We start from the raw sequence: 19,121 nt of genomic DNA on the forward strand, positions 1-19,121 counted from the left end.
CTTCTCAGGGCGTCCGTCAGGCGGTGACCGCCTTCCTGTCGCCATTTGCGCTGCTGATCGCAATCTTGCGCGGTTTGGCCTTCTCGGCGAGGGGAATCGTCAGACGGAGCACGCCGGCGTCGTAGTTCGCCTCGATCTGGTCCGTGTCCAGACCTTCACCCAGGAACAACTGCCGGCTGAACACTCCACGCGGTCGTTCGGCAGCGACCATTTCCTGGTTCTCGTCGCGTGCAGGCCGTTCGGCACGCACCGTCAGCGTGTTCCGGTCGACATCGAGATCCAGTGAGTCCGCCTCCACGCCTGGCAGATCGAACTCCACAACGAACCGGTCCTCTTCACGCCAAGCATCCATCGGCATCACCGCCGGTCGTGCCGTAGTACCCAGGATCTGTTCCGTCAGACGGTCGAGGTCGCGGAACGGATCTGTACGCATCAGCATCATGTCCACCTCCAGAACCTTCCCCGATAGGTAACCTTCTGTAATTGCTACAGATTTGGTATAGCACTCTGTTGTTGATTAGGCAAGATCCTAGGTGGAAATTTCTGAAGTAGATGCAATCAAGATGCCTTCGCGCCTATCTGCGAGACGTACGCAGTTGCAGGTGTGCCTAAGGCTGGGTCGACCTCGCGTCGTGCTGACTACGAGAGGATTAATTATCTTTGGAAATACACACAGATTTACTCTTGCCATAGTCGTAGAATACGAGTCGGGAGCGTCGGAAGGTCGGAGGGCTTCATGTCTGTAGGAACGGATCGTGACGAGTCGTCGCGGTCCCGTCGCGGGGTGTATGGCATCTCGGTGGCTTCGGAATTGTCGGGGTTCGGGATGCAAGCCCTGCGCTTGTACGAGCAGCACGGGCTCGTCACCCCCGCCAGGACCGAGGGCGGCACCCGCCGATACAGCGATGACGACCTCCTCAGGCTCGAAAGGATCGCCGAACTCATCGAGGCGGGGGTAAATCTGGTCGGTATTCGCCGGGTCCTCGATCTGGAGTCTCGCACCGGTGAACTCGAACGCGACAACCGCCGTCTAGAAGCAGCCAATGCTCGATTGCGAGAGGAGAGGAGACGTGCCATGCACGACCCATTCGATATCGCACCAGAGGCCGATCGCATCGAACAGGACTTGCCCGCCGACCCTGGCGACCTGTCCGCGGACGACGTCGGGGACCGGTCATGGGATGCCCCCGAGGCCGACACACTCGAGCAGGACATTCCGGTTGGCCCGGCCGGCGAGCCGGGGGTTACTGCGGAACCGGTATTGGAGGTTCCCGAAGGTGATCTGCTCGAACAGGCAACCCCTGCCCAGTTCGACGACGATCGGGATGCGTACGAGGAGGGCGAGTAGGGCCGTCCTGTGCGTGCTGCGTCTGTAGGCGTTCGTCGATGCGGTCGACGATCAAGCGATGCCGGCAGACAGCTGAATCCGGTTTACAGATCCATACTCTGGCGTACGCGAAGCTTGTTGTGGACGCTGATCCCGATGACTAGCGCCGCACCCGTGAACCTTTGCCCCGTTGTAGCCGACACGCGGACCAGTTGCGGCGTGTCGGCCACGGAATCGGTCAGCCCGGTCGTGGCAGAACGAGTACGAGTGCGAGAACTCGACGACGACGAAGGCATGCCGGTTCCCAAGATCGCCGAAGTCAGCTTCACCAGCGCCGACCGGGTCCGCGACGTGATCCACAACTTCAACAACGACGGATTCGACTCGCTCTACCCGATATACGCCGGCGGCCGACCCAGGACCTTCACTCCGCCTGAACGCCGGGAGATCAAGAAGATCGCCAAGTCCACCCCCGTCGAGCACGATCTCCCGTTCTCGACCTGGAGCCTGACCGAACTCGCCGAGTTCCTGGTCGCCGAGGGGTGGTCGACGACATCAGCCACGAAGGTCTACGCGTGTTGGCTTCGCGAGGAGGGTGTCTCGTTTCAAGAAGTGGAAACCTTCCAACGGTCCAAGGACCCGGACCAGGAGCCGCAACGTCGTCGGCGGGCGACGTATACCCGTCCGCACGGGGTGCGGCACTTGTTCGCCGCGTACGACCTGGGTGAGGACGAGCTGTTCGGGCACGTCACGACGACGAAGAACCGCACCGAGTTCCTCGAATTCTGCCGGTACCTGCGCACTCTCTACCCGGCGGAGGTTCGTATCGCGATCGTGTGCGACTACTTCTCACCGCACCTGACCACGAAGAAGTGCCAACGCGTTGCTCGGTGGGCAGAGGCGAACAACGTCGAGATCGCGTACACCCGACGAACAGTTCGTGGCTCAACCGGATCGATGCGCAGTTCACCGCGTTGCGGTACTTCGTGCTCGACGGTACCGATCACAGTAGTCATCGGAGCAGTCGTCGATGATTCGGCGGTACATAATTCGGCGTCATCGCCAGTTGACGATTACAAATTTCATCCAATGTGCGAACCCGTCACCGGAAGCCATTGCCTTCCGGTCGGCGTGTTTTCCGGTCGGGCGGCAACCGACGTGATGCACTTTGCTGCCCACGCGGTGTTATTCGGAATACTCGTCACGGACCGAGCGCAAAGAAGCTCCTTACGGAACTTGTACCACGAATGGTGATCGGGTCAGCATGGGTGTGGGTATCGCGCACAGCCTTCAGTGCAGTACAGGAGATTCGAATGACTTTGTGGCCGAGCACTCCATAACCCTTCAGTCGGCCAGCGCATACTCCGCGAACCGTGCGACGGCGAGGACCAGGTCGTCCGAGTGCCGCGGCCCGACGATCTGGAGTCCGACGGGAAGCCCCGCCGCCGTCGTCCCCGCCGGAATACTGATTGCCGGCTGTTGCGAGAGGTTGAACGGGTAGCTGAACGGCGTCCACTGCGGCCAGGTGGTTGCAGACGACCCGGGCGGCACGTCGTGGCCGGCTTCGAACGCGGGGATCGGCACCGCGGGGGTCAGCAGCACGTTGTGCGTCATGTGGAATGTGCCCATGGTTATGCCCACGGCGGCGGCGACGGCACGTGCATCGAGATATTCGACGGCGCTGAGTATTTCGCCGCGTTCCCACACTCGACCGAGGCCTGGATCGACCTTGTCGCGGGTGCCCTCGGGGAAGTTCTTCAGCATCGCGGCGGCGCCGGACGCCCACAGCACGTCGAATGCCTCGAGCGGGTCGTCGAATCCGGGATCCGCCTCGGTGACGACCAGTCCGGCATCGGCGAGCCGGCGCACCGCGCGGTCGACGATGTCGCCGACCTCGGGGTCCACCGAGACGTAGCCGAGTGTCTTCGAATACGCGACACCGAGACCGACGACCTCACGATCCAGGGCTCCGCGGAATGTCATGACGGGAGGTGCGAGCGCAGTGGGGTCGCGCGGGTCGGGCAGCGCCAGGATGTCGAGGAGCAGGGCGGAATCCTCGACGGTTCGGGTGATCGGCCCGGCGTGTGCGAGCGGACCGAACGGGCTCGCCGGAAACAGTGGAATCCGTCCGTGCGTCGGCTTGAATCCGACGACACCGCAGAACGCCGCGGGAATGCGGATGCTCCCGCCCCCGTCGGTGCCTATCGAGCAGGGACCGAAGCCGGCGGCGACAGCAGCGGCGCTCCCGCCGGACGATCCGCCCGCCGTCTTCGTGGTGTCGAGCGGGTTGCGGGTGATTCCGTACAGTGCCGAGTCGGTCACGGCCTTCCATGCGATCTCCGGAGTGGTGGTCTTGCCGACGAACACCATCCCGTCCTCGCGCAGGCGCGCGACGGCGGGACTGTCGACGTCCCATGCTTGATCGGGGTCGACGGCCTGCGAACCTCGCAGTGTCGGCCAGTCCTTCGTCAGGAAGATGTCCTTGATCGAGATGGGTACCCCGTCGAGCAGTCCCTTTGCGTATCCGGTGCGCCAACGTTCCTCGGATCGGCGAGCCTGTTCCAGCGCCCGTTCCTCGTCGACGAGGCAGAACGCGTTGATGGTGCGGTCGCGCTCGGCGATGTCGTCGAGTACTGCCCGAGTGGCCTCGACCGGGGACAGCTCACCCGCGGAGAAGGCAGTCACCATTTCGACGGCGGTCATGTCGGTGGGCTTCATGCGTTGCCTCCCTGGTGTTCGGGCCCGCTCCCGGGCGTCAGGCTCAGGTACTCGGCACGTAACCGAGGCGCTTGTCGACGACGTTCTCGAGGTCGCCGCCGGAGCGCCACCGCTGGAAGTTGTCGACGAACACGTCGACGAGTGCATCCCTCCATCCGGTGAAGTCGCCGGAATTATGCGGTGTGATCATGACATTCGGAATATCCCACAGTGGGTGTTCCGGCGGGAGCGGTTCGATGTCGACGACGTCGAGTGCGGCGCCGGCAATCTCCCCGGAACGTAGCGCTTCGACCAGATCGTCGGTGCGGACGAGGTCGCCGCGTCCGACGTTCACGAACCGCGCACTCGGTTTCATCGCGCCGAACAATGCCGTGTCGAACATGCCGCGCGTCTGCTCGGTGAGCGGAGCGGCGACGACCACGAAGTCGGCGCCGGAGAGTTCTTCGGGCAGGTCTTCGGTGGCGGTCACGATGCCGAAATCGGGGTCGTCGTCGCGTGCGCGTCGTCCCGACCCTCGGACCTTCATGCCGACCGCGGTGAGCAGGCGTGCGATCGCGCGGCCGATGGGGCCGGTCCCGACGACGAGTGCGGTTCGTCCGGCGATGCGTTCGGATTCGCGGTGTCGCCACGTGTGCTCGCGCTGGAGTCGCAACGACTCGGGGAGATCTTTCGCAAACGAGAGGATCTGTGCCAGGACGTATTCGGCGATGGGTTGATCGAAAACCCCGCGTGAGTTCGTGACGATGACGTCGCTGTCGCGAAGTGCCGGGAACATGATGGGGTCCACGCCTGCGGCTGCCGCGTGGACCCACCGCAGCGACTCGGCAGCGTGCCACGCGTGGGGGAGTGCATCGGTGAGGAAGTCGTAGACGAACAGCACGTCGGCGCCCTCGAGGACGGTGGCGAGGCCGTCGCTGTCGGTGTAGCGGATCTCGGCGTGTTCGGCCACCGGGGCCAGGAGTCTCGTGTCGGGCACGGTCTCGGCATGCAGTACCGCTACTACCGGGTTCGCTGTCACGTTTGACACCGTATGAGGGCATCGTATTATTGTCAACAATCCTCGTATGGTGGTGTCTTCGGGTAGAAGCAGAGGGCCCTATGGAATTGAACATCCCCGAATTCGAGGGACCCCTCGCACAGCGAGGCATCGGCATCATCGCACCGTTCGACCTCGCGCTCGAACGCGAGTTGTGGCGCTGGGCTCCACTCGAAGTGAGCCTGCACCTCGCGCGCACACCCTTCGAGCCCGTCGCGGTGAGCAGGGCGATGGCCGAACTCGTCTCCGATCGTCGTCACCTCATGGCCGCAACCCGCGACATCCTGCAGGTCGAGCCCGAGGTGGTCGCCTATCTCTGCAGTTCCGGGTCCTTCGTCAAGGGCGTGGCGTACGAGAAGACCCTGTGTGACGCGATCTGTGAGGCCGGGGCACCCGAGGCGGTGACGACTTCGGGGGCGCTGCTCGAAGCACTCCGGGAGCTGGGCCTGACCAGGATCTCGGTGCTCACCCCGTACGACGAGGAGCTGACTCTGCTTCTGCGCGATTTTCTCGCCGAAGCGGGAACCGAGGTTCTGCGTTCCGAACATCTGGGGCTCGGTGGAGGTATCTGGAAGGTCAACTACCGCACCATCGCCGAACGCATCATCGGCGCCGATACCCCCGAATCCGAAGCCGTTTTCGTCAGCTGCACCAATCTGCCGACCTACGACCTGATCGCACCGCTGGAACGTGAACTGGGCAAACCGGTGCTCACGGCCAATCAGCTCACGATCTGGGCGTGTCTCGGCCGGATGAGGCTGCCGATGACGGGACCCGGCCAGTGGTTGAGAGGTGTCTTCTGATGAGAGGTGTCTTCTGATGGTCGGCCGCCCGACAGTCGGCATCATCTATCCCGACCACGCCGCTGAGGACGACTACCCGTTCGCCGCGGATCTTCTCGGCGTCCGGATTCCCGTCGCCCACATCTACGGAACCGATCTGCATGCGGTGCCCGAACTACTCGACCTGGGCAGCCCCGAGAAACTCGCCGCCGGGGCAGCGAAGCTCGGGCCGGAGTCGCCGGATGTCGTCGTGTGGGCGTGCACGTCCGGGAGTTTCGTGTACGGGCCGGACGGCGCGCGCAGCCAGGTCGAGCAGCTTTCGGCGTCGGCAGGTGGCATCCCCGCGTCGAGCACGAGCTTCGCATTCGTCGAAGCGTTGCGTGCGCTCGGCGCAACCCGCGTCGCGGTCGCCGCAAGCTACCCGCGCGACGTGAGCGAGCTCTTCGTCGACTTCCTGCGCACCGCCGGGATCGACGTCGTCTCGTTCACCGGTGCCGGCATCGAGACTGCAGCCCAGGTCGGCACCCTCACCTCCCGTGAGGTGCTCGACCTCGCCTCAGCCAACGATCACCCCGATGCGCAGGTGCTCCTCGTGCCCGACACCGCCATGCATACGCTGCGCTTCCTACGGGACATCGAAACGCACGTCGGCAAGCCGGTTCTCACCGCCAATCAGGTGACGGTGTGGGAAGGCCTCCGGCTCGCGGGATATAACCTAGGACGCCCGGAACTGGGCACACTGTTCGAGGAAGGTGTCGATCATGGCGCTCGGTGATCTCGGGGATTTCCAACCCGTGGCTCAACCATCGACGGCGGAACTGATCGCCGATCAACTGCGGTCGGCCATCGTCCGCGGCGCCATCGAACCGGGCGCACAGCTCGGCGAAGCCGAACTCGCGACACGTTTCGCCGTGTCGCGGGGGCCCTTACGTGAGGCCATGCAGCGTCTCGTGTCCGAGGGGTTGCTCTACAGCATCCGCAACCGCGGGATCTTCGTCACCGAACTGACCTTCGACGACGTCGTCGACATCTACAACAATCGCCGTGTCATCGAAGGCGGTGCACTCGACCTCGTGCTCGACGGACGCCGTGAGCAGACGTGGCAGGATCTCGGGACGGCGATCGATGCGATGCGCGCGGCAGCGGACCGGGGCGACGCCAGCGGCGTCTCCGACGGCGACCAGATGTTCCACGAGATCCTCGTCGCCGGTGCATCGAGCCCGCGGCTGATCCGGTCGGCGCGCACACTACTCGTCGAGACCCGCATGTGCCTCGGAGCGCTGCACACGACCTATCCGGATCTGCACGTGCAGGTCGACGAGCATGTCGCGCTGCGCGAGGCGATCCGCACCGCCGAACCCGACGTGGTACGCAAACTGCTCGTCGAACACCTGCACGACACCGTCGATCGGCTCCGCGTCGGCGAATGAGAAAGTGTGGATTCGAGCCCGGAAACCGGGCTCGAATCCACATTCTTGTCAGTCGCCGAGAGAGACTGCCTCGCCGAATGCCATCTTCAGATCAGGAATCGACGACGTGACCAGCGCGTGTCGGGGTAGACCCAGGCCGCGTAGCTCCTCGGCGATCGGATGGGTGCCCAGCCGCAATGTCGCACCCCCGATCCGGGTGCGCACGCCGCTGGGATTCATGTTCCACGTGGTCCGACGCGTGACGCCGTCGAGGTGCGAGTATGCGGCCAGCGCCGCGGCGATGCCTTTGCCGGGCATGGGCAGGCCGGGGGCCACCGACATCTCTGCGATCAGCGCGTCGTCGCAGCTCACAGTTCCGCGCTTGGTGGCGCTGCGGTGGTCGGTGTCGAAATCGGCCAGGATCTTGGGGAAACCCCAGATGCCCCGACCCGCTGCACGCGTGAACTCTCCGTCGACCGGCAACTGGTGGATCAGCGCGCCCGCGCCTCCGGTCGCGAGGGCGCGCAGATCCCGCGCCACGCCGCCACCGCGCCGGGCGTGGTCGCGGACGAGGAAGCAGACTCCGAACTCGTTGTAGGGGCCGAGGTCGCCGTCGACGTAGTCGACGAACACGAGCGTGCACAGTCCGCGGCCGGGGCGGTACTTCAGGAGCTCGAGTCCGGTGTGGTCGATCAGGGCCTGAGCAGGGGAGACGGGGACGGAGAAGACGGCCATGAACGCCGTCGCCGTGCGCACCTGCACGGGCATCTCGACGGGAGTGCCCAGCACCATGTGAACGTCACTCATACCAGCAATGAGAACACGTTCTAGAAATTAAGGGAACAGGGCGGTAGTGCTCACTTCGGTGCGCCGATGTTCATCTCGTCCGGATGCGCGCCCACACGATTGCCGTTGTCGAGGGTGTCGATCTCACTGAGATCGAGGTCGGACAGTTCGAAATCGAACACGTCGATGTTCTGGGCGATGCGCACGTCGTGCACCGACTTCGGGATCACGATCAGACCGTTCTGCAGATGCCACCGAATCAGCACCTGCGCCGCGCTCTTGCTGTGACGATCGGCGATCCGGTCGATGACGGGGTCGGTGAGCAGGGTGTTGGGCTTCGAATTCGTCCCCCAACCGGCGTTGCTGGTGCCGCCGAGCGGACTCCACGACTCGACCGCGATGCCGTGCTCAGCGGCAGTCGAGCGGATCGCATGCTGAGGAAGGTTCGGGTGCAGCTCCACCTGGTCGACGGCCGGCGGAAGCCCACCGCGGTCGACGAGCAACTGCAGGTGGTGCGGCTCGAAGTTGCACACACCCACGGCCTTCGCCCGGCCGGATTCGGCGATCTTCTCCAGGGCATCCCACGTGCGCAGCAGACGATCGTTGTCCTGGAGCGGCCAGTGGATCAGGTACAGGTCGACGTAATCGGTGCCCAATTTCGCGAGGCTCGTGTCGAAGGCCCTCAGCGCAGATTCGTATCCCTGGTCGGAGTTCCAGAGCTTGGTGGTGACGAAGATGTCCTCGCGCGGGACCGAGGTGCCCGCGAGCGCGCGGCCCACGCCCTCCTCGTTTCCGTACGCGGCGGCGGTGTCGATGTGCCGGTAGCCGGCTTCGTCGATTGCGAATCGGACGGCGTGCTCGGTCTCGTCGTTCGTGGCCTGCCAGACCCCGAGGCCCAGCTGCGGGATGGTGGTTCCGGAATTCAGCGTGATATCGGGAGTCGTCATGTGTACGAGGTTAACGAGACTCGAGCCGGCCGAGCCACCGTTCGACGTCGGATCGGCTCGTCAGCTGCACGATCGGCAGTTCGGGACACCGCTCGAGAGCTTCGCGAATACGCTCCCGGAAAAGTCCGTACGTCGACCACGACCAGCGGATGATGTGCGTGCGGTCGGTGAAGATAGTGTGCAGCGGCGGCTCGACGTTGTCGTTCCACAACACCTCGTGGCGGATCCGGCGTCGCAGTGTCCGGTGGATCACCTGTCGCATCACGACGGAGCGGGGGAGATCGAGCCACACCATCAGATCGGCGCGGTCGGTCAGCAGCGGACGCGCCACCGTGTACTGCCACTCGGTCACCCAATGCGCCTTCGCGGTGAAGTCCTCGACGTCGGCAACGAACGACGGCAGCGGCGTCCAGTTCGGTCCGTGATACAGCCCATCGATCTCGATGTGCTCGATACCGAGAGCGTCGCCGAGCCGGGCGGAGAGCGTGGTCTTCCCGGAGCCCGACGTCCCCGCCACAACGATGCGGCAGGGACGGTCGGGTGGCGGCGTCGCCGAGTCGAGGAGAGGCACCGCCGGAGGTTAGCGCAGCTCAGGCAGAGACTGCGAGCAGATATTCGCGCGGCTGCCCGAACAACTGCGCGGTGCCGTGCGCACGCTTGAAGAACAACTGCGTGTCGTGCTCCCACGTGATCGCAATGCCACCGTGCAACTGCACCGCCTCGGCCGCAACCTGCTGGAATGCTTCCGAACAGTAGATCTTCGCCGCGTACGCATCCTGCGGATCCTGCGACAGCGCCGCCGCGTACGACATCGACCGCGCGGTCTCCACGAGCGCATACATGTCGGCCATGCGGTGCTTGAGCGCCTGGAAGGAGCCGATGACACGCCCGAACTGCTTGCGGTTCTTTGTGTATTCGACCGTCAGGTCCAGTGTGGCCTGCGCAGCGCCCACCTGCTCGGCCGAGACCGCGATCACCGCGGCCGTCCGGAGTCGCTCCACCAGGTCGTCGGTCGACGACAACCGGCGCGCGGACACAGCGGAGAACGACACTTCCGCCAGCGTGCGGGTGGGGTCCATCGTCGGAACCCTGCGACGGACTACCCCGTCGGCTGCCGGATCCACCTCGAACAGCGCTGTCGCGTCACCGTCGGCAGCGATCACGAGCAGCGTGGTGGCGACGTCGCCGCCGAGGACGTAGTGGGCTGCGCCGGTGAGCACGTCGCCGTCGGCGACCACACCGGGCCGATTCCAGCCTGCTTCCGACGCCCAGCACACCGCGACGATCTCGCCGGCCGCGATACTCGGCAACAGTCGGGATGCGGCGTCGGTGTCGCCGGACAGCAACACCGTCTGCGCGGCGAGCACGGCCGACCCGAGGAACGGAGACGGAGTCAGCGTGCGGCCGAGTTCTTCGAGCACGACGTGGGTTTCGGCCCACGACGCACCCACACCGTCGAACTCCTCGGGAATCGCGAGCGCCGCGACCCCCACCTGCTCGACGAGCCGCGACCACAGATCCGGGTCGTAGCCATCGGGGGAGGCGATCGCCTTGCGGACCGCAGCGGAGTCGGAGTGCTTCGCCAGTAGGCTGCGCACCGACTCCCGCAATGCCGCGCGGTCCTCGGTTTCGAACGTCACGACGCCACTCCGCTCTCGAGAGCCGCGACCACACGTGAGCGGTGGAAATCGGGTGTGCCCCACGCTGTGACGAGTGCGCGTGTCTTGGTGATCCACAGCGACAGGTCGTACTCCTGGGTGTATCCGATCGCGCCGTGCACCTGCAGTGCCGTCCGTGCCGCGAGGTAGGCGGCGTCGCCGCACGCAACCTTGGCGGCCGACACGTCGCGCGACGCGGTCGGCAGACCGTCACGCACCGCGAGCGCAGCGCCGTGCAGCAGCGGACGCGCCATCTCGAGTGCCACAGCGACCTCGGCGAGGTGGTGCTTGATCGCCTGGAACGAACCGATGACGCGGCCGAACTGCTTACGCTGCTGCACGTATTCGACGGAGGTGTCGAGCAGCGTCCGGCCGAGGCCCTGCAACTGTGCGGCGGTTGCGAGGGCGCCCAGGTCGAAGGCGGCGTCGAACGAGGTGGACCCCAGGGTCTCGGCGGACGACACCTCGAACAGACGGCGCGCGAGATCCACCGACGAGTGTTGCTCGCCCGCGGTGGCCACGGAAACGGTGTCTCCGTCGACGTTCAGGACGAGGTCGACGGAATCGGCGTCGACCGCGAACGGCGTGTGCGGAGCCGCAGCAACCGTCGCGAGCGACCCGGAAGCCAGAGCCGCGAGACGTTCGGGAGCGACCGCTGCCAGCAGTGCGGGGGCAACCGCGACGGTTTCGACGACCGGGCCCGGAACCGCGTGACGCCCGAGCTGCTCGAGCGCGACGACGAGATCGACGGCATCGGCACCGAGACCGTCGTGCTCCTCGGAGACGAGCAGGCCGTTGACACCGGTCTCGGCGAGGCGCTGCCACACCGTCAGGCCGGGTTCGGTGTCGCCGGTGTTCCATGCGCGGATGACGGCGGGCATGTCGGACTTGGTGAGGAGCGCGTCGATGCTCGACGCGAAGTCCTCGTGGGACTCATCGAGTGCGAATCTCATCGGTCGCCCTTCGGGAGGCCGAGCAACCGCTCGGCGATGACGTTCTTCTGGATTTCGTTGGTGCCGGCGTAGATCGGGCCCGACAGCGAGAACAGGTAGCCGTCGGTCCAGTCGTCGACGACCTCGGCGTGCGCGCCCTGCAGGTCGAGGGCGGTCTCGTGGGTCGCGATGTCCCACTCCGACCAGAAGACCTTGTTGATCGACGATTCGGCGCCGAGCTGTCCGCCATTGGTGAGGCGGGTGACCGTGCTCCACGTCGACAGTTCGTAGGCGCGAACACCGATCCACGCGTCGGCGACCTTGTTCCGGAGCGCCGTGTCGCCGTGGAGCGGCGACTGCGAGTACTGCGCCAGCAGACGGTCGGTGGTGGCGAGGAACCGTCCGGGCGCACGCAGCGACAGACCACGCTCGTTCGACGCGGTGCTCATCGCGACACGCCATCCTGCGTTGACCTCACCGATCACACCGGATTCGGCGGGATTCGACGGGTCGTCGGGGACGAAGACGTTCTCGAGGAAGATCTCCGCGAAGCCGGGTTCGCCGTCGAGCTGATCGATCGGGCGGACGGTGACACCGTCGGCGCGCAGATCGAACATGAAGTACGTGATGCCCTTGTGGCGCTGCGCCTCCGGGTCGGAGCGGAACAGACCGAAGCCCATGTCGGCGAACGATGCCCGCGAGCTCCACGTCTTCTGCCCGTTGAGCAGCCAGCCGCCGTCGACCTTGGTGGCGGTCGAGCGCAGCGACGCGAGGTCGCTGCCCGATTCGGGTTCCGACCAGGCCTGTGCCCAGATGTCGTCGGCGCGGGCCATGCGCGGCATGATGCGTTCGAGCTGCTCGGGCTTCGCGTGCTCGAACAGGGTGGGGGCGAGCAGGAAGATGCCGTTCTGGCTCACCCGACCGGGTGCGCCCGAGCGGTAGTACTCCTCTTCGAACACGACCCACTGTTCGAGCGTCGCGTCGCGGCCCCCGAGCGATTCGGGCCACGAGACGACCGACAAGCGCGCGTCGGCGAGAAGTGCTTCCCACTGCCGGTGCTCTTCGAAGCCCTCTGCGGTGTCCATCGACTTCAGTGGGGTCTTCGGGACGTTCTCCGCGAGGAACGCCCGCACCTCGTCGCGGAAGGCGATGGTGGCGGCGTCCAGTTCGAGATCCACTACTTGCCCCCCTCGGCCGGACGTGCGCTTGCCGCCATCGACTTGGCATCCATGCCGCCGAGGGAGTCGGTGCCGACCTCGGCGTTGTACGAGTGCGCGAAGTGATGCAGACCGAAGACCGACTCCATGCCGTTGCGCATGCCCATCTGGTCCTCGCACTGGTTCACAGCGCGCTTGGTCAGGGCCAGGCCGAAGCGCGGCATCTCGGCGATGCGTCCGGCCAGCGCGAGCGTCTCGGTCTCGAGGTCGTCGCGCGTCACGACGCGGCTGACCATGCCCACCTCGTAGGCTCGCTGCGCGGTGAACCGGTCGCCGGTGTAGAGGATCTCCTTCGCGAACCGGGTGCCCAGGATCCACGGGTGTGCGAAGTACTCGACACCCGGAATGCCCATGCGCACCACAGGATCGGAGAAGAACGCGTCGTCGGACGCGACGATGAGATCGCACACCCACGCGAGCATGAGGCCGCCGGCGATGCAGGCGCCCTGGACCATGGCGATGGTCGGCTTGGGGATCTCCCGCCAGCGGCGGCACATCCCGAGGTAGACCTCCATCTCGCGGGCATACCGCTGGTCGCCGCCCGGCTTGTCGACGTGGTCCCACCACATGACGGCCTTGTTGTCGTAGTGCACGTGGTGATCGCGACCGGGGGTGCCGAGGTCGTGGCCGGCGGAGAAGTGCTTGCCGTTGCCGGCGAGCACGATCACCTTCACCTCGTCGTCCGAGGTGGCCTTCTCGAAGGCGGCGTCGAGGGCGTAGGTCATCACCGAGTTCTGCGCGTTCCGGTAGTCCGGCCGGTTCAGTGTCACGATGGCAACGCCGTCACGCACCTCGTAGGTGACGACATCGGGCTCGAATGGGACGGTCATGACTTCTCCTCACGCAGAACGTTCTTCAGAACCTTGCCGGATGGATTGCGGGGTAGGTGATCGACGAATCGCACCGACCTCGGCCGTTTGAAGTTGGCCAGCTTTTCTTTGGAATACGCGATCACGTCGTCTTCGGTCGGCGAGCTTCCGTCCAGCGGGACCACGAACGCCCGGCCGACCTCACCCATGCGTTCGTCGGGGACGCCGATCACCGCGACTTCGTGCACGCCGGGCATCGACAGCAGCGCCGCCTCGACCTCGGCAGGATAGACGTTGAAGCCGTTGCTGATGTACATGTCCTTGAGCCGGTCGGTGATGTCCAGATATCCGCGCTCGTCGAGGGTGCCGACATCGCCGGTGTGGAGCCAGCCGTCGGCGTCGATCGTCTTCGCCGTCGCTTCGGGGTCGTCGAGGTAGCCGAGCATCACATTCGGGCCGCGCAGCAGGATCTCGTCCTTCTCGCCGATGCGTACCTCGAAGTCGGCGGTCGCGCGCCCGGACGAGTTCGACACGGTGACGGGGTCGTCGTCGGTGCGGCACATCGTCGCGACCACGGCTTCGGTCTGACCGTAGGCGGTGATCACCGCGTCGAAGTTGAGCTCGTTCTGCATGCGTTCGACGAGCGAGACAGGGACGGGTGCCGCCCCGGTGACGGCGAGGCGAAGGTTGCTCAGGTCGAAGTCGCTGCGCCGGGGGTGATCGAGGATGTTCTGATAGATCGTGGGTGCGCCGGGAAGCACGCTGATGCGTTCGGCCGAGACCATCGCCATGACTTTCTCCACGTCGAACACCGCCATCGGGATCACGGTGGCGCCGGCAAGCAGGGCGGCCACGATCCCGGCCTTGTATCCGAAAGTGTGGAAGAACGGGTTGATGATCAGATAATTGTCGTCGGCGGTCAGTTCCGCGCACTCGGTCCACGCCTGCGCGACTCCGATGGTCTGCCGCTGAGCGCTGAGTACGCCTTTGCTCTTACCCGTGGTGCCGGAGGTGAACAGGATGTCGGCGATGTCGTCCGGTCCGACGGCTGCGGCGCGGGCGTCGGCCTCGGTGCGGTAGGCGTCGGTGGCAGCCGAGAGGAAGTCGTCCCAGTCGAGGACTCCCTGAGCAGGAGTGTCGTTCCCGCTCACCGGGACCCGCACGACGGTGGGGACGGTGAGATCCGGCGCGGCCTCGCAGAACTGCGCGTAGCGATCGGCGCCGAGGAAGTCGCCCACCACGACGAGCGCGGCGGCATTCACGCGTTCGACGATGTCGGCCGCTTCGCTGCCGGTGTAGCGGGTGTTGATGGGAACGACGACGCCACCCGCCCAGTGCACACCGAGAGCTGCGATTTCCCAGTGGTACGTGTTCGGCGACCAGATCGCGACGCGCGCACCGGGTTCGAGGCCACGGGCGACGAGCGCTGCAGCGAAGTCCCGTACGTACGCGTGCAGTTGTGCAAAGGTCAGTCGAGTGTCGCCGTCGGCGATCGCGAGCCGGTCCGGCCGGTTGTCGGCGGCGTCGGCGAGGGCGGCCGGCGTGGTTCTCGGATGTGTGTTCACTGAGCTCCCTACCTAGCAATTGCTTGGTAGGTTATCGTACAGACGTGCAAGAGAGCGAGAGCCTGGAAAATACCGAGTACGCGGCCACCGTGCGGGCGTGGCTCGACGAGAACCTGACCGGCGAATTCGCTGCGCTCAGGGGCAAGGGCGGGCCCGGCAGCGAGCACGAGTTCTTCGAACAACGACTCGCGTGGGATCGCCACCTCGCCGAGGCCGGGTGGACCTGCATCGGCTGGCCCACCGAATACGGCGGACGTGGTGCCACCATGGAGGAGAGAGTCACCTTCCACACCGAGTACGCGAAGGCCGACGCGCCCGCCCGTGTGAACCACCTCGGTGAAGAACTGCTCGGCCCCACCCTCATCGCGTTCGGGACCGAGGAGCAGAAGCAGCGCTTCCTTCCCGGCATCCGCAACGTCACCGAACTGTGGGCCCAGGGTTACTCCGAGCCGGGCGCCGGATCCGACCTCGCCAACGTCTCGACCACGGCGCGGCTCGAGGACGGCAAGTGGGTCATCAACGGTCAGAAGGTGTGGACATCCCTCGCGCACGTCGCGCAGTGGGCGTTCGTGATCGCGCGCACCGAACCTGGCTCGACTCGCCACAAGGGCCTGAGTTTCCTGCTCGTTCCGCTCGACCAGCCCGGCGTCACCGTCCGGCCGATCCAGCAGCTCACCGGCACCTCCGAGTTCAATGAGGTCTTCTTCGATGATGCGGTGACCGACGCGAGCCTCGTCGTCGGTGAACCGGGCGCCGGGTGGAAGGTCGCGATGGGTCTGCTGACCTTCGAACGCGGCGTCTCCACGCTCGGCCAGCAGATCGGGTTCGCCAGGGAACTCGACGGTGTCGTCGACCTCGCGCGGGCCAACGGATCCCTCGACGACCCCAACATTCGCGAGAAGATCGCCCGCGCCCGCGTCGGGCTGCGGGTGATGCGCGCCCACGCGCTCCGCACGCTCGGTGACGCCGACCCCGGCCAGGCCTCGGTGGCCAAGCTGCTGTGGGCCAACTGGCACCGCGACCTCGGAGTCCTCGCGATGGAGGCGCAGGGTGCCGCGTCGCTGATCGGACCCGACCACGATCATGCGGGCACACCGTCGAACATCACCGACCCGGAACACCTCGAGCTCGCCGAATGGCAGCGGCTGTTCCTGTTCACCCGCGCCGACACCATCTACGGCGGATCCAACGAGGTCCAACGCAACGTCATCGCCGAGCGGGTGCTCGGCCTACCCCGAGAGGCACGCGCATGACCACCTCACCCCTGTCGGTTCCCCCGGTAGAAACCCCGGGCCACGGATTGCTCACCGGCAAGAAGGTCGTCGTCACCGCGGCCGCCGGGACGGGCATCGGCTTCTCGTCCGCCCGACGTGCCCTGCTCGAGGGCGCCGACGTGCTAGTCTCCGACTTCCACGAGCGTCGCCTCGGGGAAGCCGCAGACAAGCTCGCCGCGGAGTTCCCCGAGCAGCAGGTGCACTCCATCGTGTGCGATGTGTCGTCCACCGAGCAGGTCGACGCGCTCATCGCCGGTGCTGCCGAGAAACTCGGCCGCATCGACACGCTGATCAACAATGCCGGTCTCGGAGGTGAGACCCCCGTCGTCGACATGACCGACGAGCAGTGGGATCGCGTCCTCGACGTCACCCTCACCAGCACCTTCCGTGCGACGCGCGCTGCGCTGCGCTACTTCAGGTCAGCCGGCCACGGCGGCGTCCTCGTCAACAACGCCTCCGTCCTCGGGTGGCGTGCCCAGCATTCGCAGGCGCACTACGCCGCCGCGAAGGCCGGTGTCATGGCCCTCACCCGCTGCTCGGCGATCGAGGCCGCGGAGTACGGAGTGCGGATCAACGCTGTCGCCCCGTCCATCGCGCGCCACGCCTTCCTCGCGAAGGTCACCAGCGAGGAACTGCTCGACAAGCTGGCCTCCGACGAAGCGTACGGTCGTGCGGCGGAGGTGTGGGAGATTGCGGCGACGATTGCGATGCTGGCGAGCGACTACACCACCTATCTGACCGGTGAGATCGTGTCGATCTCCTCGCAGCGGGCCTAATAGTTCGACAGGGCCAGAAGTTCGAAAGGCTTTCCTTCCATGACCCCACCTCGCGACGACTCAGCGAAGACCGGCCGCCGCGCCGAACTGCTCCACATCGCGGCCGACCTCTTCGCGTCACGCGGTGTCCGCGCCACCACGGTCCGGGACATCGCCGACGCCGCGGGGATCCTCTCGGGCAGCCTCTACCACCACTTCGACTCGAAGGAGTCGATGGTCGACGAGATCCTGCGAGGTTTCCTCGACGACCTGTTCGATCGGTACCGCAAGATCGTGGCTGCCGGCCTCGACCCCCGCGCGACGCTCGAAGCGCTCGTCACCACGTCCTACGAATCGATCGACCGATCGCATGCCGCGGTCGCGATCTACCAGGACGAGGCCAAGCACCTCGACGGCGACAGGTTCTCCTACATCGCCGAGCTCAACACCGAGTTCCGCGCACTGTGGTCGGGGGTGCTCGAGCGTGGAATCTCCGAAGGCTCATTCCGGCCCGACGTGGACGTCGACGTCGTCTTCCGTTTTCTCCGCGACACGGTGTGGGTCGCGGTGCGCTGGTATCGGCCGGGCGGAGCGCTCAGTGTCGAACAAGTTGCGCAGCAGTACCTTTCCATCGTTCTCGATGGACTGTCGAACCCGAACCCCGCATAAGGAGCAACAATGACCGAGGCGTACATCGTCGATGCGATCCGCACTCCGATCGGTAAGAAGAACGGCAGCCTGGCTCCCGTGCACCCGATCGACCTCGGCTCGCACGTCATCAAGGCCGTCGTCGAGCGCACCGGCATCGATCCGTCGGACGTCGACGACGTCATCTTCGGCTGTGTCGATGCGATCGGTGGCCAGGCCGGCAACATTGCGCGTATGTCGTGGCTGGCCGCGGGCCTGCCGCAGCATGTGCCGGGTGTGACCGTCGACCGCCAGTGCGGCTCGAGCCAGCAGGCCATCCAGTTCGGCGCGCAGGCGATCCTGTCCGGCACGGCCGACCTCATCGTTGCCGGCGGCGTGCAGAATATGAGCCAGATCCCGATCTCCGCCGCGATGATCGTCGGCCAGCAGTACGGCTTCAGCACCCCGACCGCCGAGTCGACGGGCTGGACCGAGCGCTACGGCAACGAGGAGGTGTCGCAGTTCCGCGGCGCCGAGATGATCGCCGACAAGTGGGATATCAGCCGCGAGGACCTCGAGAAGTGGGCATTGCAGAGCCACGAGCGGGCCAAGGCTGCCATCGCCGACGGGCGCTTCGAGAACGAGATCGTCCCGGTCGGTGAGTTCACCACCGACGAGGGGCCGCGTGAGACCAGCCTCGAGAAGATGGCCGGGCTCAACGTCCTCGTCGACGGCGGACGCCTCACCGCGGCCGTCGCCAGCCAGATCTCCGATGGCGCCAGCGCACTGCTGCTCGCCTCGGACGAAGCAGTGCAGAAGCACGGTCTGAAGCCTCGCGCGCGGATCCACCACATGAGTGCCCGCGGCGACGACCCGATCTTCATGTTGAGCGCACCGATCCCGGCCACCCAGCACGCGCTCGCCAAGACCGGCCTGACCATCGACGACATCGACCTGATCGAGATCAACGAGGCGTTCGCGCCCGTCGTGCTCGCGTGGATCAAGGAGATCGGCGCCGACCCGGCCAAGGTCAATGTCAACGGTGGCGCGATCGCGCTCGGCCACCCGCTCGGCGCGACCGGCACCAAGCTCATGGCGACCCTGCTCAACGAGCTCGAGCGCACCGGGGGCCGTTACGGCCTGCTCACCATCTGCGAGGGTGGCGGCACCGCCAACGTGACCATCATCGAGCGCCTCTGAGTTCGGCTGCTCGACACTACTCGCGCGCCCGTCAGTTTCCCGCGGCTGCAATCGCAGCCGCGGGGAGCGGACGGGCGCG

The 19,121-nt window shown here is 65.9% G+C and carries 18 protein-coding genes and 2 pseudogenes; 9 read left to right on the forward strand and 11 right to left on the reverse strand.

Going from position 1 to position 19,121, the window contains the following annotated elements; translation table 11 throughout:
• Window positions 1-16: 16 nt before the first annotated feature.
• On the reverse strand, window positions 17-439 hold the full coding sequence (locus EV641_RS17240; protein WP_054715384.1) for an HSP20 family small heat-shock protein: 423 nt from the start codon (window positions 437-439) through the stop codon (window positions 17-19).
• A 297-nt stretch (window positions 440-736) separates the two neighbouring features.
• Between EV641_RS17240 and EV641_RS30280 the strand changes: the two are divergent.
• Both EV641_RS30280 and EV641_RS17250 read left to right on the forward strand, forming a co-directional pair.
• Window positions 737-1,066: pseudogene (locus EV641_RS30280) on the forward strand (MerR family transcriptional regulator); the annotation flags it as partial.
• Window positions 1,067-1,576: 510 nt separating this feature from the next.
• A pseudogene (locus tag EV641_RS17250) lies at window positions 1,577-2,489 on the forward strand (helix-turn-helix domain-containing protein).
• 182 nt (window positions 2,490-2,671) lie between these two features.
• Here EV641_RS17250 and EV641_RS17255 read toward each other — a convergent pair.
• Both EV641_RS17255 and EV641_RS17260 read right to left on the reverse strand, forming a co-directional pair.
• Complete coding sequence (locus EV641_RS17255) at window positions 2,672-4,045, reverse strand: amidase (RefSeq protein WP_132473298.1); 1,374 nt, start codon at window positions 4,043-4,045, stop codon at window positions 2,672-2,674.
• A 43-nt stretch (window positions 4,046-4,088) separates the two neighbouring features.
• The gene (locus EV641_RS17260; protein WP_132473300.1) at window positions 4,089-5,063 is read right to left on the reverse strand and encodes a D-2-hydroxyacid dehydrogenase; all 975 of its coding nucleotides are present in this window, start codon (window positions 5,061-5,063) and stop codon (window positions 4,089-4,091) included.
• 80 nt (window positions 5,064-5,143) lie between these two features.
• Here EV641_RS17260 and EV641_RS17265 point away from each other — a divergent pair, with 80 nt between their 5' ends.
• The 3 genes from EV641_RS17265 to EV641_RS17275 are packed head-to-tail and all read left to right on the forward strand — an operon-like array spanning window position 5,144 to window position 7,293.
• Window positions 5,144-5,884, forward strand: coding sequence for an Asp/Glu/hydantoin racemase (locus EV641_RS17265; protein ID WP_054715366.1), 741 nt, complete (start codon window positions 5,144-5,146; stop codon window positions 5,882-5,884).
• Between the two features lie 13 nt (window positions 5,885-5,897).
• A complete protein-coding gene (locus EV641_RS17270; RefSeq protein ID WP_199233289.1) occupies window positions 5,898-6,638 on the forward strand; it encodes a maleate cis-trans isomerase in 741 nt (246 codons plus the stop codon).
• A complete protein-coding gene (locus EV641_RS17275) occupies window positions 6,625-7,293 on the forward strand; it encodes a GntR family transcriptional regulator (RefSeq protein WP_132473304.1) in 669 nt (222 codons plus the stop codon). The genes EV641_RS17270 and EV641_RS17275 overlap by 14 nt, the downstream gene beginning before the upstream one ends.
• Window positions 7,294-7,341: 48 nt before the next feature.
• Here the strand turns inward: EV641_RS17275 and EV641_RS17280 are convergent, their stop codons facing one another.
• The 8 genes from EV641_RS17280 to EV641_RS17315 are packed head-to-tail and all read right to left on the reverse strand — an operon-like array spanning window position 7,342 to window position 15,186.
• Window positions 7,342-8,079, reverse strand: a complete 738-nt coding sequence (locus EV641_RS17280; protein WP_241997315.1) for an acetoacetate decarboxylase family protein — start codon at window positions 8,077-8,079, stop codon at window positions 7,342-7,344.
• Between the two features lie 50 nt (window positions 8,080-8,129).
• Window positions 8,130-9,005 (reverse strand): aldo/keto reductase, encoded by an 876-nt coding sequence (locus tag EV641_RS17285; RefSeq protein ID WP_054719925.1) that lies wholly within the window; start codon window positions 9,003-9,005, stop codon window positions 8,130-8,132.
• Between the two features lie 10 nt (window positions 9,006-9,015).
• Window positions 9,016-9,576 carry an AAA family ATPase gene (locus EV641_RS17290; RefSeq protein WP_132473306.1) on the reverse strand — a complete coding sequence of 187 codons (561 nt, stop codon included), beginning with the start codon at window positions 9,574-9,576 and terminating at the stop codon, window positions 9,016-9,018.
• 19 nt (window positions 9,577-9,595) lie between these two features.
• A complete protein-coding gene (locus tag EV641_RS17295) occupies window positions 9,596-10,645 on the reverse strand; it encodes an acyl-CoA dehydrogenase family protein (protein ID WP_132473308.1) in 1,050 nt (349 codons plus the stop codon).
• Window positions 10,642-11,616 carry an acyl-CoA dehydrogenase gene (locus EV641_RS17300; protein WP_132473309.1) on the reverse strand — a complete coding sequence of 325 codons (975 nt, stop codon included), beginning with the start codon at window positions 11,614-11,616 and terminating at the stop codon, window positions 10,642-10,644. Before EV641_RS17300 ends, EV641_RS17295 begins: the two co-directional genes overlap by 4 nt.
• Entirely contained in the window at window positions 11,613-12,773 is a 1,161-nt protein-coding gene (locus EV641_RS17305) for an acyl-CoA dehydrogenase family protein (RefSeq protein ID WP_132473311.1), read from the reverse strand. The genes EV641_RS17300 and EV641_RS17305 overlap by 4 nt, the downstream gene beginning before the upstream one ends.
• Window positions 12,773-13,642 carry an enoyl-CoA hydratase gene (locus EV641_RS17310; protein ID WP_132473313.1) on the reverse strand — a complete coding sequence of 290 codons (870 nt, stop codon included), beginning with the start codon at window positions 13,640-13,642 and terminating at the stop codon, window positions 12,773-12,775. The genes EV641_RS17305 and EV641_RS17310 overlap by 1 nt, the downstream gene beginning before the upstream one ends.
• Window positions 13,639-15,186 carry a FadD3 family acyl-CoA ligase gene (locus EV641_RS17315; RefSeq protein ID WP_132473315.1) on the reverse strand — a complete coding sequence of 516 codons (1,548 nt, stop codon included), beginning with the start codon at window positions 15,184-15,186 and terminating at the stop codon, window positions 13,639-13,641. Before EV641_RS17315 ends, EV641_RS17310 begins: the two co-directional genes overlap by 4 nt.
• Window positions 15,187-15,230: 44 nt before the next feature.
• On the opposite strand from EV641_RS17315, the gene EV641_RS17320 reads away from it, so the two are divergent.
• From EV641_RS17320 to EV641_RS17335, 4 genes are read left to right on the forward strand one after another with little or no spacing between them, the layout of a single operon-like run.
• Entirely contained in the window at window positions 15,231-16,439 is a 1,209-nt protein-coding gene (locus EV641_RS17320; RefSeq protein WP_132473317.1) for an acyl-CoA dehydrogenase family protein, read from the forward strand.
• On the forward strand, window positions 16,436-17,236 hold the full coding sequence (locus EV641_RS17325; protein ID WP_132473319.1) for an SDR family oxidoreductase: 801 nt from the start codon (window positions 16,436-16,438) through the stop codon (window positions 17,234-17,236). Before EV641_RS17320 ends, EV641_RS17325 begins: the two co-directional genes overlap by 4 nt.
• A gap of 39 nt (window positions 17,237-17,275) precedes the next feature.
• Window positions 17,276-17,884 (forward strand): TetR/AcrR family transcriptional regulator, encoded by a 609-nt coding sequence (locus tag EV641_RS17330; protein ID WP_054718309.1) that lies wholly within the window; start codon window positions 17,276-17,278, stop codon window positions 17,882-17,884.
• 9 nt (window positions 17,885-17,893) lie between these two features.
• Window positions 17,894-19,042, forward strand: a complete 1,149-nt coding sequence (locus tag EV641_RS17335; RefSeq protein ID WP_054718312.1) for an acetyl-CoA C-acetyltransferase — start codon at window positions 17,894-17,896, stop codon at window positions 19,040-19,042.
• Window positions 19,043-19,121: the final 79 nt, after the last annotated feature.

This window comes from Rhodococcus sp. SMB37, from assembly GCF_004345605.1.
GTDB lineage: Bacteria > Actinomycetota > Actinomycetes > Mycobacteriales > Mycobacteriaceae > Rhodococcus.

Excerpts from the sequence above, each read along its gene's own strand:
- EV641_RS17255 (WP_132473298.1), bottom strand. The coding sequence starts at position 4,045 with ATGAAGCCCACCGACATGACCGCCGTCGAAATGGTGACTGCCTTCTCC.
- EV641_RS17300 (WP_132473309.1), bottom strand. The coding sequence starts at position 11,616 with ATGAGATTCGCACTCGATGAGTCCCACGAGGACTTCGCGTCGAGCATC.
- EV641_RS17275 (WP_132473304.1), top strand. The coding sequence starts at position 6,625 with ATGGCGCTCGGTGATCTCGGGGATTTCCAACCCGTGGCTCAACCATCG.
- EV641_RS17335 (WP_054718312.1), top strand. The coding sequence starts at position 17,894 with ATGACCGAGGCGTACATCGTCGATGCGATCCGCACTCCGATCGGTAAG.
- EV641_RS17285 (WP_054719925.1), bottom strand. The coding sequence starts at position 9,005 with ATGACGACTCCCGATATCACGCTGAATTCCGGAACCACCATCCCGCAG.
- EV641_RS17310 (WP_132473313.1), bottom strand. The coding sequence starts at position 13,642 with ATGACCGTCCCATTCGAGCCCGATGTCGTCACCTACGAGGTGCGTGAC.
- EV641_RS17280 (WP_241997315.1), bottom strand. The coding sequence starts at position 8,079 with ATGAGTGACGTTCACATGGTGCTGGGCACTCCCGTCGAGATGCCCGTG.
- EV641_RS17240 (WP_054715384.1), bottom strand. The coding sequence starts at position 439 with ATGCTGATGCGTACAGATCCGTTCCGCGACCTCGACCGTCTGACGGAA.
- EV641_RS17325 (WP_132473319.1), top strand. The coding sequence starts at position 16,436 with ATGACCACCTCACCCCTGTCGGTTCCCCCGGTAGAAACCCCGGGCCAC.
- EV641_RS17265 (WP_054715366.1), top strand. The coding sequence starts at position 5,144 with ATGGAATTGAACATCCCCGAATTCGAGGGACCCCTCGCACAGCGAGGC.
- EV641_RS17330 (WP_054718309.1), top strand. The coding sequence starts at position 17,276 with ATGACCCCACCTCGCGACGACTCAGCGAAGACCGGCCGCCGCGCCGAA.